Source organism: Bacillus sp. RC252, from assembly GCF_044909215.1.
GTDB classification, from domain to species: Bacteria; Bacillota; Bacilli; order Bacillales; family Bacillaceae_G; genus Bacillus_A; species Bacillus_A mycoides.
This window is the reverse complement of the sequence record NZ_JBIYDV010000011.1, coordinates 115,788-134,351: the sequence shown is the minus strand read 5'-3', so window position 1 is coordinate 134,351 and position 18,564 is coordinate 115,788. Positions and strand designations below refer to the sequence as shown.

Below are 18,564 nucleotides of genomic sequence, written 5' to 3'. Positions count from 1 at the left end.
CAATATTTCGTCCGAAGTGGATGCCTCCCTACTCGAAGATGGGCGACACCATCTTCGAGCCAATTGTGAGAAGTGTTTTGGATTGTGCTGTGTAGCATTATGCTTCTCTGCTTCAGATGGCTTTCCAATTGATAAAGAGGCAGGTCAGCCTTGTATTCATTTACAATCAGGCTTTCGTTGTAAAATTCACGAAAGTCTCCGCGGACGCGGGCTAAAAGGTTGTACAACATTTGATTGTTTTGGTGCAGGACAGAAGGTTTCACAAGTTAGTTTTGCTGGACTAGATTGGCAGAAATCTCCCGATAATAAGGGGAAGATGTTCAAAGTGTTTACTATTATGATGCAGCTTCATGAATTGCTTTGGTATTTAGCAGAAGCATTGACGCTGAAACCAGCATACCTGATTCATGATCAGATCAAATATATGTTTGAAGAGATAGAACGACTTACCAGTCTTAGTCCAGATTCACTGTTGGAATTGGGTATGGAAGAACATAAGGCTTCCGTTGATGTTCTCCTCTTAAAAACAAGTGAACTTGTACGAGCCGCAACTCGTCGAAGTCAAAAAAATCATACAGGACAAAAAAGACAATCTGGTCTTAAAAAGAAAATTGGTCCTGGGGCAGATCTTATCGGAGAAGACCTTAGAAAAATCAATCTTAGAGGAGCAAATTTACGAGGAGCATACTTGATTGCAGCTGACCTCAGGGGAGCCAGCCTAAGAGGAACTGATTTTATTGGGGCGGATTTTCGAGATGCAGATCTTAGAGGAGCAGATCTGTCCGACAGTATTTTTGTTACCCAATCTCAGGTTAACGCAGCCAAAGGTGATCGTAGTACGAAATTACCTTCGTCACTTGATCGTCCGGAACACTGGAATAATACCAATTATTTAGATTTTCTTTAGGGGTGAAAAGATGTTAACTATTTTAAATAATTATTCACACGGCTATGTCACCATCCCAGTTATTCTTGCCTGTAAGAAACAAGGTCTTTTTAATAAGCTAGGTACTGAAACGCCTACACCTTTTACTAAATTAGCAAAAGAGCTTAAAGCGAATCATGGATATCTTCGGGTGGCGTTGCATATGCTAGAATCTTTAAATTGGGTTTACCGTAACAACAATGATGAATATATTCTAACCCCAGCGTCGAAAATTTATCATCAAATTCCGAGGGATATCGTGGAGCTGATGACGTATCCAATGGATAACTATTTCAAGCAGAAACAAATATATAGCCTTGAAAAATGGATTAAATTATCTGGTGAGCGTTGGAATATTTCGAACCCGATGTTTGCTGAATTTCTTGATGGCATGCTTGTGATACCACTTTTAATTGCATTGAAAGAGAACGATCTGTTTTCCAGCAAAGATCGTTTGAATGAAGCTGAATTTTCAAAATTAAAACCTGTAGTACGTGAGGAAATCATTTCATTATTTATTAATCAAGGCTGGTTGTCAGATAAGGAAGGAGAGATGAAATTTACTGACACCGGTCGTTTTATTTTGGACAGAATTTTTATTACAGCAACAGTTGCTTCTTACAAGCCGATGCTATCCAACATTTCTGAAGTAATATTCGGTGATTACAACTCCGTTTTTGAGCGAGATCAATCGGATCATGAGTCACATGTAGATCGTACTCTTAATGTATTAGGTAGCGGTTTTCAGCATAAAAAATATTTCTCGGATATGGAAGAAATGATTCTTTCTATATTTAATCAAGAGCCGGTTGCTGAACAGCCTAGATACATTGCAGATATGGGATGTGGAGATGGAACGCTTCTTGAAAAAATCTATACCATCATTAAAAATAAATCATTAAGGGGTAAAGCTCTTGAACAATATCCGATTAAACTTGTGGGTATTGATTATAATGAAAAAGCTTTGCAAGCAACGACCAATACATTGAAAGATATCGATCATATCGTGTTAAAAGGAGATATCAACGAGCCTGAAAAGGTGATTGTTAATTTAAAAAATATAGGTATTCATGATACTGAAAATATTTTACATATCCGTTCATTTCTAGACCATGATCGTCCATATCTTCCTCCTGTTGATATTTCAGCAGCAGAGCAACGATCTAATATTTCATCAGAAGCCGTTTATGTTGACGAGAGTGGGAATAGCATTCCAGGAACATTCGTAATGCAAAGTTTAGTAGAGCATCTCAACAGATGGTCGGCTGTTGTAGGTAAGCATGGATTAATTGTATTGGAGGTACATTGTCTACAACCTAAGACCATAAGTAAATTTATTGATAAATGTGAAAGTCTGCATTTTGACGCCTATCATAGATTTTCACAACAGTTGTTAGTCGAAGCGGATAGATTTTTAATGGCTGCTGCGGAGATAGGCTTGTTTCCTAACCCGGATACATATAATAAATATCCAAAGACCCTTCCATTTGGACGAATTACGCTTAATCACTTTATGCGAAGAGAATACTGTGTGAGGTATGCGCGAGAAAAGGATTTACCAGCACTGGAATTATTAGAGAACAAATGCTGGGATCCGGGGATGCGAACCTCCTCTTTCGTGCTTAGAGATAGAATAAAACATTATCCTGAAGGACAATTAGTGCTCGAACTAGATAACCAAGTAGTTGGCGCGATATTTTCTCAACGAATTGTGAACGCAGGAGATTTGATGTTTCACTCGATGGAGACGGTGGATAAACTTCATAGGAAAGAAGGAACGATTATCCAATTATTAGGATTGAATATTCTACCTGAAATGCAACATCGTAGTTTAGGAGATCAATTATTGGAGTTTATGTTGCAGCGTTGCAGCCTGATGGATGGAATCGAATACGTTATGGGTGTATCAAGATGCAAAGATTATCACAATCATACTAACATTCCACTTGAAGAATATATTAGAATGCGAAATGAACAAGGAAGATTAATCGATACAACATTAAGATTTCATGAAATGCATGGTGCTCAAATTAAGAAACTAGTACCTGACTTTCGTACTCATGATAGAAACAATGCTGGATATGGTGTATTGATTGCTTATGATATTGCTAAACGTAAACGTTCAGCTCTTCAAGTGAAACCAAAATATACAGAAGTAGTAAACGAAGCTTATAGGAATGAGAAGAAACAAACAATTCTAAATTTTATCGAAAATACAATCACGACGATTCTAGGTAATACAAAAAAAGAAGGCTTTTCCTTCGATCGACCATTGATGGAAATGGGGCTGGATTCGGCGGATTTATTAGAACTCAATGAACAAATTAGTTATCGATATCAGATTCCGCTCAAACCTACTTTTTTCTTCAAGTATAATACGGCAGGGCGGATTATTTCTTATTTACAGGAGCATGTAGATATAGAGGTTGAAGTGGATATCGATATCAAGGAGCCAGCCACTTCGAGTCAAGGAGTTCAGGATGATCATGTTATAAGCAGTGGCAAACCAAGAGTTACGGAATCTCCTTCAGATGGCCCAAATGATGGTGTTGCAATTATCGGAATTTCTTGCCGATTGCCAGGAGGAATAGACCATCAACAACAATTATGGGAATTGCTTAAAGAAGGTAAGGATGTCATTGGTAAGATGCCTTCAGAAAGATGGAACTGGCCAGACTCGATAGATCCGGAACACAAGCATAAGGGAATCAATATGGGAGGATTTTTAGAGGATATCACCCATTTTGATGCCTCTTTTTTCCGTATATCACCTAAAGAAGCGGAATTGATGGATCCGCAGCAACGCATACTTTTAGAGCTTAGTTGGGGATGTATTGAAGATGCAGGTTATTCATCCAAAGCATTGTCAGGCAGTAAGACAGGGGTTTTTATTGGTGCTAGTGGATCGGATTACAACAAATTTCTTGATAAGAAGATAGATGAAATTGAAGCCCATTTTGGCATTGGTACTTCTATGGCGGCTATGGCCAACCGAATATCGTATTTCTATGATATAAATGGTCCAAGCCTGCAAATGGACACAGCTTGTTCAAGCTCATTAGTTGCAGTTCATGAAGCTGTGAAATCCATACAGCGAGGTGAGTGTGAGCAAGCATTGGTAGGCGGTATACATATTATGTGTTACCCATCCAATAGTATCGCTTATTACAAGGCAGGAATGTTGTCTAAAGATGGAAAATGTAAAACCTTTGATCAAGACGCGAATGGTTATGTACGTGGTGAAGGAGCGGTAATGTTTCTGTTAAAGCCGTTAGAACAAGCCCTTCAAGATCAAGATTTAATCTATGCTGTTATTAAAGATTCAGTAACTAATCATGGTGGTCAGTCAGGTGGACTAACTGTTCCCAATCCCGAAAAACAAGCGGATTTATTAGTCGAAGCTTATCAATCATCGAATGTCAAACCGGAAACGGTAAGTTATATTGAAGTGCATGGAACGGGTACCTCGTTAGGAGATCCAATAGAAATCAGTGCAATCAAAGACGCATTTTCTAAGTTGTCAAAGGGAAAAGTGGAAAATCAGGAACCATACTGTGGATTGGGATCGATTAAGACTAATATTGGTCATTTAGAAGCTGCTGCAGGCATAGCCGGATTACTCAAAGTTGTCTTGAGTATGAGGCATCAAATGCTTCCTGCTTCTTTAAATTTCAATCAATTAAATGCCCATATCGATCTTTCAAAAACACCTTTTTATATCGTGAATCAAAATCGTCCATGGAAACTACTTAAAAGTCAATCCGTACGGCGGGCAGGGGTTAGTAGCTTTGGCTCGGGAGGTACTAATGCGCATGTGGTACTGGAAGAAGCTCCCGTCGTTACAAGTCAAACGAGCACAAATTTATCAAGTTATTTGATTTGTTTATCTGCAAAAACTGAACAGGCGTTGCAACAAAGAGAGATAGACCTTCTACGTTGGTTAGAGATGGAAGGCAAACAATTTCATTTAAAGGACATCAGTGCAACTTTACTGTTGGGTAGGGAACATCTTGCGATGAGATCCGCTTATGTGGTCAAGGATGTTCAGGAATTGCAAGCCAAACTCAAGGAAGCACTAAACAATGGTCATGCCGAAGGGTACTCGAGGGAAATTAAGCCGGGGGAAAAACATCAGATAGACCCTCTTTTGGAGCAGGTAGGACGGACAATTTTAAGTGAATTGTTTACAAGTGAAATGCAGGACACGACCGTCTATGGCAAGAAATTGATTGCTTTGGCTAATCTATATGTAAAAGGATATGAGTTTGATTGGAAAAATATTTTCGAGAATGAATCTTTTTCTCGTATCAGCCTACCTACTTATCCTTTTGCTAAAGATCATTACTGGATAACAGAAGAGAATGTTCATAAAGAGCGCGAGCGAACCATGCGCTTTTTGAAGAAAAAATGGGAACATGTCCCTGCTAATTCCATCAAAAATTGGAATAGACCCATTGCCATATTAAAAACAAATGAAACAGAAGAGTTAGCATATGAGCTTGCTCAACATATTCCAAATTATAAAATAATAGATTTTCATGATCTTGTATCACATCTTACGCAATCGGAAGAAGAATGGAAGAGTTATGATGGGGTAATTGATTTGATCGGCTGTGGAACGGACAGTATAGACTCTCTGGAGTGGATTCCATGGCTTCAAAAATTGATTGAATACGGACATAGAGAAGGCTTGATGTTGTTAGGTGTAACGAAAGGGTTAGAGTCTTATCAAAATTCAGAAATCAATTTGGTCGGTGCTACCCGAGCAGGATTATATCGTATGTTACAAAGCGAATATGGACATCTTCGCTCACGACATATGGATGTTGAATCAACAATGGATCATCGTCTCTTGGCGAAACAGATTGTTTCTGAGTTCCTTATGGATAATGAAGATGCAGAGGTTTGTTACCGGAACGGCGAGCGATATCGAGCTTATTTACAGGAACATCAAACAAAAGAATGGAAAGACACAAAGATCATTTTTCCTGAGGATCAAGTGCTATGGATTACTGGAGGAACCCGAGGTCTTGGACTTTTATGTGCCCAACATTTTGTGAAAAACTACGGTGTAAAGCACCTAGTTCTGACAGGAAGGGACGTATTCCCACCGAAAGAACAGTGGGAATCGCAAGTTAGAGAGAATACCTCCATTTCGAAAAAAATTCAGGCGATTCAAGCTCTAGAAGCTCAGGGTGCACAAGTTCACGTTTTGACTGTATCATTGGCAGATGAAATGGAAGTACAACAAAGTGTACAAGAAATGAAAATGATCCTGGGACCGATTGGGGGTATTATTCATTGCGCTGGCATTGATGATCAAGAGAACCCTGCCTTCATTCGAAAGCCAATTAATCGGATTCAGCACGTACTCGAACCAAAAATCACCGGACTCGATATACTCTGCAAAAGCTTAAGAACTGAGCCTTTGCAGTTTTTTATTTTGTTTTCTTCGGTATCTTCGATCATTCCAACATTGGCTACAGGAAAAAGTGATTATGCAATTGCCAATGCTTATATGGATTATTTTGCAGAAGCAAACAAACCAAAATGTCCGATTGTGAGTATTCAATGGCCAAACTGGAAAAACTCAGGAATGGGAGAGGTCAAAAGCAGGGCATACCAAGAAACTGGTCTGCTGAGTCATACGGATGCGGAAGGATTACAGATGTTAGATGAAATTCTCTTAAAAAAGATAGCACCTGTCGTTCTACCAGCAGTGGTTCAAATGGATTTGTGGAAACCACATTACTTGCAGAAACGAAGAAATCATCAAATTTTTTCTGGAATTCAGGCACATATAACTGAACCGATAAAATTGAAAAATGCATCAACAGAAGACATTTTGGATGTGACGCAAACTTGGTTGATTTCGTTATTCTCTAAAGAATTGAAAATTGATCCATCAAACATGAGCGTTAAGGTACCGTTTGTAGATTTTGGAGTTGATTCAATCTTTCTTGCCCAAATTTTGCGTGTCATCAATCAAAGGATCAATAAGGATATAGATCCTTCCGTTATCTATGAATATACAACCATTGAATTGCTTACAGAATGGCTTGTTCGCGAGTATTCTTCTTCGCTAACCAAATCATTTCATCCTAAACAGGATTTATTGGCATCTAAGATGATAGACCAGAGAGAGGGCAGGAAGATGATGAAGGAGGTTAAGGGATCCTATAGTAAGGTATCAAACTCATCAGATATTGCAGTTATAGGACTTTCCTGCCGTTTTCCGGGAGCGAATAATATCGATGAATATTGGAAGTTATTATCGGAAGGTCGTTCGGCAATTCGTCCGGTCCCTCAACAGCGCTGGGGTTATTCGAATTCATTTTATGCGGGATTACTTGAGCGCATCCGAGATTTTGATCCGAAATTCTTCCTCATTCCAGAAAATGATATCAAAGCGATGGATCCACAGGCGTTGTTATTGTTGGAAGAAACGTTGAATTTATGGTACCACGCAGGCTATACCCATCAGGAGATAAAGGGGAAATCGGTTGGAGTCTATCTTGGTGGTAGAAGTCAGCATCGCCCAGATGAATCTAGTCTTCTTCAGGCAGTGAACCCGATTGTAGCATACGGACAGAATTATTTGGCAGCGAACATATCTCAATTTTTTGATCTTCGTGGGCCTAGTATTGTTCTCGATACGGCTTGTTCCTCAGCACTCGTAGCAATGAAAATGGCAATTCAAGCCTTGTCTAGTGGCGAAATTGAATCTGCTGTCGTAGGGGGAGTTAATTTATTGAATACAGACGAAACCCATCGGATACTTCAACAACGTGGAATTCTTAATTCAGGATCATCTTTCCATGCTTTTGATCAGCGAGCCAATGGAGTCGTGTTAGGAGAAGGAGTGGGAATGGTTTTATTAAAACCCGTTGAGCAGGCGTTAGAGGACGGAGAACAAATTTATGGCATCATTAAAGCGGCAGCGATCAATAATGATGGGCGAACTGCAGGTCCAGCAACACCGAATATACAGGCTCAAAAAGAGGTGATGCAAGCAGCTTTGACCAAAAGTGGAAAAAAAGCCAAGGAGATTAGCTTTGTTGAAGCGAATGCATCGGGCTCAGAGGTTACGGATTTACTCGAACTCAAGGCGATTCAATCGATATACCGATCAGATTCAACTTCATCTTTAGGATTGGGTTCTATAAAGCCAAATATTGGGCATCCCCTTTGTGCCGAAGGGATTGCAAGCTTTATTAAAGTTGTTCTGATGTTGCACCATCGCCGAATCGTTCCTTTCTTATCTGGAAACCAGATCCCGAAACATTATAATTTCGAATCTTCTCCGTTTGATTTTTGCCGAAAAAGCAGTGACTGGATCAATACACCCCGAATTGCAGCAATAAACTGTTTTGCCGATGGGGGGACGAATGCGCATGTTATTTTGGAAGGATGGGAGGAGTATTCGTCACGTAAAATCATACGTAATCCGATCCAACATCCAAAACTAAATCGATATGAGATCATCGATACTCATGCAAAATCTCAAGATGTATCCTTCGTAAAATCTGACAAGGAAATCGTTGTTAAGAAGTCATTGGGAATCGATCATCCAATATTAAAAAATCATAAAGTTTATGGTCAGTCATTACTACCGGGATTGGCTTATATTGATATGTTATATCAAGTGTTTGAAGAAAGAGGTCATTCATACAATCAACTTGAACTGCGTAAATTAACGATTTTCAACCCGCTCATTGTCGGACAAGATCATCCGATTGTGCTGAGTATTCAATGTTCAAAGAAGACCGAGGGATATTGGCAGATTCAAGTAGAAGGTCAAGAAGGGCACAACGGAGGAAAACAACCTGAAAAGAAACTATATGTGACAGCTGAGATGCACCACATTGAGGTAGTAGATTTTGAGGAGTCTATTAATTTAGATGAGGTAAAGTTGTATTCAAAAAGAATGATGCGCCTTGACGAATTATATGAACGAAGTCGGGGACAGGAATTAGTTCATAGTGGTTTTATCAAGGCAGAAGGAGAGGTTTATGAAGTAGACGATTCGACGATTGTAGATATATCTATTGGTCAGGAAGCCTTAAATAGTGGAGAGAACTCAATGTTTCACCCTACACTTATTGACGGAAGTGCTGTCGGATCAGGATTATTTCCTGCAATGTTGGAAGGGGAACCGAGGTTATTCCTACCACTACATTACGAATCTTTTCGTGCCACGGCGCTATTACAGAAACATTGTATTACGCGAATTCAAACATCGTCTGTGCAACAAAAGAATGAACTCCTTAATTTGACGATGGAATTTTTTGATGAAACAGGAAAGAAAGTAGCGGAATTAAAGCAATTCATTAATAAATTAGTTCGAGATGCTGGATTGATTGATTCAAGTCGTCAGAAGGAGATGACAGAAACAATAAAGCCGCAAGCAATAAAATCCGTTTTATCTCCATCCAATCAGTTAACTAAGAAGTCATTTGCAGTCCATAGGGAAGTATCGATTGAATTTGAAACCTTTTTACAACAATTGTTTGCAGATAAATTACAGAAATCGGTCGATCAAATCGATATACAAGTAGGTTATTATGAAATGGGTTTGAAATCCCGAGGCTTATTAGAAGTGGTCGCAGCCATTGAAGCCAAAACTGAAATGACCTTGTCTCCGACGTTGCTATTTGAATATACAACAATTGCTGAACTATCCGCTTATCTTGCGGAAAGCTATAGCTCTAAATCAATAGAGACAGAAGAACTGTCTGTTGAGCAAGCATCGGTCTCTGATTTCGAGATAAAATCAGAGCATAGGGATGAAAATACCGATATCACAACTAATTTTAAGCAGGATATTGCCATTATTGGGATGGCGGGACGGTATCCTGGAGCAAGCAATCTTCAACAATTTTGGATGAACTTGAAGGCAGGAAAAGATAGTATCAGTGAAATTCCGAAGTCTCGCTGGGATTGGCAACGATTTGACGGATTAAAATCACCTTCAGAAAAAAATATGTCAAAATGGGGAGGCTTCATCGACGATCCAGATTGCTTTGATTCTCAATTTTTCCGGATATCGCCACGAGAAGCAGAAATGATGGATCCACAAGAACGTTTATTCCTAGAAGCTTGTTGGGAAACGATGGAAGATGCGGGCTATACACCTAAGACATTAGTTAAACCCCGAGGAAAGAATAAACGACGACCTGTGGGGGTGTTTGCGGGGGTAATGCATAAAGACTATGCTTTTATCGGAGCAGAAGCGGCATCAAAGGGGCAGGCATTTTCTTTATCATTGAATTATGCGCAAATACCAAACAGGGTCTCCTATTTCTGTGATTTTCATGGTCCGAGTCTTGCGATCGATACAGTGTGTTCTTCTTCGCTCACTGCAGTACATTACGCATTAGAGAGTATTAGACATGGTGAATGTGAAGTGGCTCTGGCAGGAGGAGTTAATCTATCTTTACACCCTAATAAATATATGTCCTACGGAATGATGGATTTACATTCCAGTGATGGCTATTGTCGTACGTTTGGCAAGGGAGGAGATGGATACGTTTCAGGTGAAGGCGTTGGCGCAGTCCTTCTTAAGCCATTAAGTAAGGCAATAAAAGATGGGGATCATATTTATGCGGTTGTTAAAGGTAGTACCATCAACCATGGAGGTACTGTAAGTGGAATTACGGTTCCAAGTCCGGTTGCACAAGCAGATATGATTGCGACGTGCTTAGAGAAAACAGGGATTCATCCGCGTACGATTGGTTATGTTGAAGCTCATGGAACAGGAACTTCATTGGGAGATCCCATTGAAATTCAAGGGTTAGAGAAAGCCTATCGTGAATATACACAAGATCGACAATTCTGTGCGATTGGTTCTGTAAAATCAATTATCGGCCATGCGGAGTCTGCTGCGGGGATTAGCGGTTTACATAAGGTTGCACTGAATCTGTATCATAAAACATTGGTCCCATCGTTACATTCCGATGAATTAAATCCTTATATTCAATTTGAAAAATCACCATTTTATGTACAGCGCCAAACTGAGGAGTGGAAACAACCGGTAATTATGGAAAACAATCGCGAAGTAAAATATCCTCGTCGGGCTGCTTTAAGCTCTTTTGGTGCCACCGGATCAAATGCTCATGTGATTCTAGAGGAATATAACCCGAAAGTAATGGAGCGCTCCAAGGAAGTGGTAATTTCAAAAGATCGACCTGCCATAGTTCCGCTCACTGCCAAGAATAGAGAGCGTTTACTAGCTTATGCGGAGAAATTGCTAGAGTTTCTGAAAAATCAACCTTCTCATTCCAAAACCGAAAATAGAATGCAAGAGGAGACGGCAGAAATTAGTGGAATTCTAGAGCGAAAGATTCGTAGAATTATTGCCAACCTCATTCATGTGCAAGAAGATGCAATCGATTTAGATGAAGACTGGGATGAGTATGGGATAGATACAATACAACTCAAGGCGATCCAACTAAAAATTCAAGAGGAGCTTAATCTCGAGTTCCAAATGCACGATCACAGTCAATATACGATCACAGCGATAGTCGAAGAGCTCCTATATCAGCATCAAGAAATGATTGTTACACATGATTCTATGATGTTGAACAAAGGAATCGAACTGACAGATTTGGCCTACACTTTACAAGTGGGGCGCCAAGCATTTGAAGAACGAGTATGTTTTATCGTTCATAATATTCCAGAACTCATTTCAAAATTGGAAGCCTTTATTGAGCATAAAAATCCGATTCAGCATTGCTATCAAGGGCAAGCTAAACCAAATAATGATATGGTCAATCTGTTTATAACTGATGAAGATTCCCAAGAATTAATTCATCAATGGATTGTAAAAGCAAAACTTGAGAAATTAGCAAAATTATGGACGACAGGCATAGAGATTGATTGGAAATTATTATATAGAGAAAGTAAACCACATCGAATAACTCTGCCGACCTATCCTTTTGCCAAGGAAAGCTATTGGATACCCGGAATTGAAATAAATAATATTGATAAAGAAAGTCTGAATGAAATTCAATCCAGCATTCCATCATCTGAACGTTCTTTCAAATATTTGCAAAAAACATGGAAAAAATCTGATATTACAAGATTTGAAGAAGTAAACGGGGATGTTGTGATTTTTCACAATTATTCTACGAAAGCGATTGCTCAGCTGATTGGTAGACAATTCGACAATGCCTTATTACTCCAACAAGGAGAATCAAGGAAGGATTGGCAAGAACTAGTGAAGGATTGCACGATTTGGGTGAATGTAGCGGATATTGAGGAATGTACAATGTCCCTAGAGTCAATTCCTTATTTGCAGCACTTGGTAGAGTTAGGTAGAACGAAGAATCGTATGAAGCTTATCCATGTTACGAAAGGGCTTGAATCATTCCGAAACGATGATAGCAATATGAATGGTGCAGCATCAGCAGCACTTTATCGATTGATTCAGAGTGAATATCCCTCTGTGAAAAGCCGTCATGTTGATCTCGATCCTAAAGAAGAAAATTTAGAATCGCTAGCCCAAATTATTTTGCAGGAGATACAAGCTCGATCGAGTGTTTTGGAAGTTTGTTATCGAGAGGGTGTACGCTATCAATCTATTCTTTCTGAGATAGACATCAGCCAAAAAGAACGGAAAATACTCAAATTTAGCGATAACCAAGTACTCCTTGTGACAGGTGGGACAAGAGGACTAGGAATGCTATGTGCGCATCATATGGTGAATCAATATGGAGTTAAAAAGCTAGTGTTGACAGGTAGAGATAATATACCTGACAGAAGCAAGTGGAAACATTCAGAACAATTTTCTGAAGCAATGAAAGAAAAAATAAAATCGATTCAAAAAATAGAAGAACAAGGTGTTATGGTTAAGGTATTATCCCTTCCACTGGATGATGTGGAAATGATCAGGTCTCAAATCTCGGAAATTGAATCTTCCATGGGACAGATTACCGGGGTCATTCATGCAGCAGGATTATCCGATACTATTAACCCTGCATTTATTCGAAAGGATAATGAAAGTATAGCGCGTGTATTATCTCCGAAAGTGATAGGTACTGAAAACTTGATACGTTGCCTTCAGCCAGAACATTTAAAGTTTGTGATTTTATTTTCTTCTGTATCAGCTAGTATCCCGACGCTCGGTGCAGGGCAAAGCGATTATGCAATGGCCAATGCGTTTATGGATTACTATGCACAAGCCAATAAATTGAAGTTGCCAATAGTAAGTGTTCAATGGCCAAGCTGGAAGGAAACGGGATTCGGAGAAATCAAAAGTCAGGCGTATATCGATACCGGAATACAGAGTATTACAAATGCAGAAGGGTTGAGCATACTGGATAATTTATTGCTAGGTGTTCAAGTACCTGTAATTATGCCAGTCGTTATCAACGATCAAAATTGGTTGCCAGATTACCTGATAAATAAAGATAATCACCCTGTCACCCAAGAAACACCAGTCAAACAGAAACAAACTCATATTATAATGGAGAAAACAGGGGTTGACGAAGTTCAACGTGCTATTTCATTCTTGCAGCCAATATTTGAATCAGAGCTGAAGTTAAAGCCAGGACATCTTCATGGTGAAGCGTTATTTGCTGACTTTGGTGTTGATTCTATTTTGATGGCTCAAATATTGCAAAAAATAAATCGTACCTTTGACATTCGGATTGATCCGTCTATTTTGCTCGAGCATTCAACGCTAGATTCATTCGCCACATGGTTTTCACAAAACTATTTAAAAAAATTGAAAGCTCGTATTTGTGAGGAGGATGAGCCTCAAGAAGGCGGGACACACAGAATATCTGTTCAAGCAGAACCGCTTGAACAACCATCTAAACAACCACGAGTGGAAAAAGAGGAGGAAGTACGCTCTGTTGTTAACGAGGATATTGCAATAGTTGGTATGGCATGTCGTTTTCCTGGTGCAGAGAGTCTTTCAGCATATTGGGATTTACTATCTAAAGGTCAAAGCGCAATCCGAAAAGTGCCCGAATCTTGTTGGGGTACTAAAAATAATTACTTTGCTGGATTGGTTGATCATATTTACGGTATTGACCCACAGTTCTTTATGCTTCCCGAGGATGATGTGAAAGCGATGGATCCACAGGCGCTCGTATTGTTAGAGGAGAGCTTGAAAGCGATATACCACGCTGGATATAGTCATCATGATCTGAACGGAGCAAATATTGGTGTCTATATTGGGGCGAGGACAATCGAAGGTGCAGACCGTTCACAGATGGAGAGTGTCCGTAATCTGATTAGAGTAGTAGGACAAAACTACTTAGCGGCGAACCTTTCTCAATTTTTCAATTTTAGCGGTCCCTCTGTTGTGATTGATACGGCATGTTCATCTTCCCTTGTAGGATTGCAGGTCGCAATCGATGCGTTGAAGGGAGGATCGATAGATGCTGCATTAGTAGGTGGAATTAGTCTATTGAACAGCCCTTATATACATGAAATTTTTTCTCGACGAAAATTGCTTCAGCCAGATGGAGAGATTCATATTCTTGATCGTCGAGCATCAGGCGTCGTCCTTGGTGAGGGATGTGGAGTAGTTCTTGTCAAAACGCTGTCACAGGCAAAACGTGATGGTGATAAAATTTATGCTTTGATTAAAGGGATGGCAGTGAACAATGACGGTAGAACGGCCGGTCCAGCGACACCAAATATGAATGCACAAAAAGAGGTCATGAAAACCGCATTACAAAAAAGTGGTAGCAAGCCGAAGCAAATTGGTTACCTTGAAGTAAACGGTTCTGGATCGGAAGTGACAGATCTTCTGGAAATCAAGGCTATCGAATCGGTTTATCGGAATCAAACGATGAACCCGCTATTCTTAGGGTCTATGAAACCGAACATCGGTCACCTTCTATGTGCAAAGGGGATTGCCAGTTTAATTAAAGTAGCATTGATGATTGAGAAACAATCCCTTGTGCCTTTCCTGTCGGGTAAGGAGCCTTTAGAGCACTATTCCTTAGAGCGGGCAAATTTCAAGTTTCCTGACCAAGCAATAAATCACGATATCCATTATGCTGCAATAAACTGTTTTGCAGATGGAGGTACAAACGCTCATGTGATTTTAAAGCATCACGATACGGATCAATATACACCAACTCGTCAACCTTTGCTAGTTCCAGAAATGAATCGTGTCGATGCTAGAACACTCGTGCCGATCCATACTAGCTTACAGACTACAATAACGGAAGAGAAAGTATATAATCACAGCTTTTCACAATCGAATGTATGGAGTGATGTGCTGTCTGTAGAGCACCCGATATTGAAAAACCATACCGTATTTGATACGTGCACGCTACCTGGTCTTGCTTGGATTGATTTGCTATACCAGTGGTTCACGGAGAAAGGTTCAGAATATCGCTCTTTGGAGTTGAAGAACCTGGTCATTTATCGTCCACTAATTGTGAATGATTCAATAAACGTGCATTTGTATATTCAGGCAAAAAGGAGCGGAAATGATAGTTGGGATATTCAAGTCACTGGCTCGGATTCACAAAGTGAGCATGCAACGGATGAAACAGTGTATATAACGGCAGAAATGTATCGGATAAAGCCTGTTACTTATACGGAAAAAGTAAAAGTGATTGAGATTCCCACTCTTGCAACGGAAACCATTCCAATAAGAGATATTTACACAGATTATGCTCACAATAGTTTAGTTCATACCGAAGTCATGAGGACGAACGGGAACGTAATGGTTGGTGAAAGCGAATATTGGGTGAATATTTCTGTTGATGAGAGCAACCAATATCTGTTCCATCCGGCATTACTAGATGGTAGCATTGTTGGCGTAAGTGGTATGTTACTACGGAAAATATCTGGGAATAACAAGATGTATTTGCCGTTATTTTATGAATCATTTTATGCAAACGAGGCTCTCGGAAATACTTGCTACGTACGCATCAGGCATGCGGAGATAATTGTGACTGGGGATATCATGACAATGTCATTAGATTATTTTTCATCCGATGGTCGAAAAGTTGGTGAATTAAAGAATTTAAAAATCAAAGCGGTGCGAGATCAGGGCTTTATGGAGAAAAATCAAAATGTATCGCAGCAATCGATTAATATAACTCAACAACATCATATGGAATCTTCACAACAGTCTATTGAGTCACAATTAAAATCGATGATCGCATCCTATTTGAATGGGAATGAACAAGAAATTGATCCCCATAAAAGCTATTATGAGCTGGGATTGGATTCAATTATGTTGTTAGACATGATGAAGCGTATCAGTTCCTTACTTGGTATAAAACTTTCACCAACTCTTGTATTTGAACACATGACAATAGCGACGTTAAGTGGGTACCTAAGATGCAACTACCCAACGGAGATTGAAAAGGCTCTTAGCAAAGAAATTGCATCAGATTTGGGTAAAGGCACTCGTAAACATATTGAGGCTACCGATAAATACATTCCTCCCACTGATTTGATGGCAGGAAGAACCACACACGGACGTAGCAAAGTGATTTCTGATCCGTCTAATCACTCGTTGAATATGAAGGATGTTGCGGTTATTGGCATGGCAGGAAGATATCCGAAAGCCAATAATATCGAGGAGTTTTGGAAAAACCTCTATGCTGGCGTTGATTGTATTACAGAGATTCCGACCAATCGATGGGATAGCAGTCAATTTGAAGGAGTTGTTTCACCTTCAGGAAAGCCAATGTCGAAATGGGGCGGGTTTATTCAAGATGTTGAGTGTTTTGATGCAAGGTTCTTTAATATTTCGCCAGATGAAGCGGCATTAATGGATCCGCAAGAGCGACATTTCCTAGAAGTATGCTGGGAGGGAATCGAAAATGCAGGCTATACACCTGAAAACATTGTGACCCCAACAGGAGAGCTAAACCGCAGATTGGTTGGGGTTTTTGTTGGTGTGATGCATCATGAATATGGATTACTTCAAAGTGAAAATTCACAAAATAACAAAAAAATTCCATTGTCGCTCAATGCTTCAGTCATTGCCAATCGGGTATCTTATACTTGTAATTTCCATGGACCATCGATGGCGATTGATACGGTTTGTACGTCTTCTCTTTCCGCCATTCATTTGGCGCTTGAAAGTATTTACAGAGGGGAGAGCCAGGTTGCCATTGCTGGTGGTGTGAATTTATCATTGCACCCGAGTAAATATCAAAGCTATGGCATGCTTGATATGCACTCCAGTGACGGACGTTGTCGTTCCTTCGGTGCTGGCGGTGATGGATATGTATCGTCTGAAGGTGTAGGGATCGTCATTCTTAAGCCACTGGATCAGGCATTAAAGGATAAGGATGATATATATGCTGTAATCAAGGCGAGTGCAGTCAACCATGTGGGGAAATCCAGCGGTATGCATGTACCAAGTCCAATCGCTCAGGAGTCAGTCATTAGAGATTGTTTAGATAAGTCTAGAATTGATCCTGAGACCATTGGTTATATGGAGGCACATGGTACAGGCACAGTACTTGGAGATTCTATTGAAGTAGAAGCCATGACAAGGGCTTACCAGGAATATTCTAAGAGCAAAGGTTATTGTGCTTTGGGATCAGTGAAGTCCAATATCGGACATGCAGAATCCGCATCAGGTATTAGCGGAATTACACGTGCCATATTGCAATTGCATAATAAAAAATTGCTACATTCATTGCACAACGGGAAGATTAATCCTTATTTGAACCTTGAAGCATCACCATTCTATCTACCAAATCAAGTTATGGAATGGTCACATGAGAGAATTCGAAAAGGAAATGTACGTAGGGCTGCGTTACATTCCATCGGTGCAACCGGATCAAACGCTCATATCATTTTAGAAGAGGCTCCTGAGGTTAAGGAAGATTTCATTCGTGATGCTGGTGGCTTCCTTATTCCTGTGTCTGCCAATAGTCGGGAAGCACTGAATGAATACATTAAGAATTTAATTGACTTTATAGATGCGAACCCAACGCTTTCGTTATCGCGCTTTGCTTTTACACTTCAAACTGGCAGGATAGCATGTACGGAGCGCTTTATTACGTTGGTTCATCATCTGGATGAGATTCGCGACGTCTTTAGCGCTTTTCTGAATGGTCAGGAGCATATTTCAAACAGCTGGTATAGAAAAGACGTTGAAAAACCTAAAGAACAAGGATTATTTGATGATACAGAGGAATTGCAGCGAATAGTCTCGCAGTGGATAGAGAATGGTGAGTTAGATAAAGTCGCGGACCTTTGGGCTAGAGGGTATTCCATGGAATTTAGCGCTTTATACAAGGAATTGCCAGGACGTATACATTTGCCTACCTATCCGTTTGCCAAAGAAAAATATTGGGTAACAGATAGTTCCGCAAGCGTAGCGAATGCGTCGATTGCATCCCCTTTAGAAGAGGAGGAAATGTTAGAAATTGTATTTGTGCGTGTAGAAGGTGATCACTCAAAAGATCTCACTCAGATGCACTTAAGTCAAGATAAAAAAGCTATATTATTTTGCCGTAAACTAGTATCAGATGCTTTAAAAATTCCATTGGATGAGGTCCAAAACGAAGAAGGATTTTTTGAAATGGGATTATCCTCAGCTAATATTGTGAGTATGACAGCAGAAATTGTCGATAAGATTGATTCCTATATATTACCTAGTAAGCTATTTGAGTGTAAGAATGTATCGGAATTATCCAATT

General features: G+C 39.8%; 1 protein-coding gene and 1 pseudogene. Both read left to right on the top strand.

What is annotated here, in order from left to right:
• Positions 1-4: 4 nt before the first annotated feature.
• Positions 5-907, top strand: coding sequence for a pentapeptide repeat-containing protein (locus ABH960_RS17020; RefSeq protein WP_404447002.1), 903 nt, complete (start codon positions 5-7; stop codon positions 905-907).
• A 22-nt stretch (positions 908-929) separates the two neighbouring features.
• Positions 930-18,557, top strand: a pseudogene (locus ABH960_RS17015) (beta-ketoacyl synthase N-terminal-like domain-containing protein); the annotation flags it as partial.
• Positions 18,558-18,564: the final 7 nt, after the last annotated feature.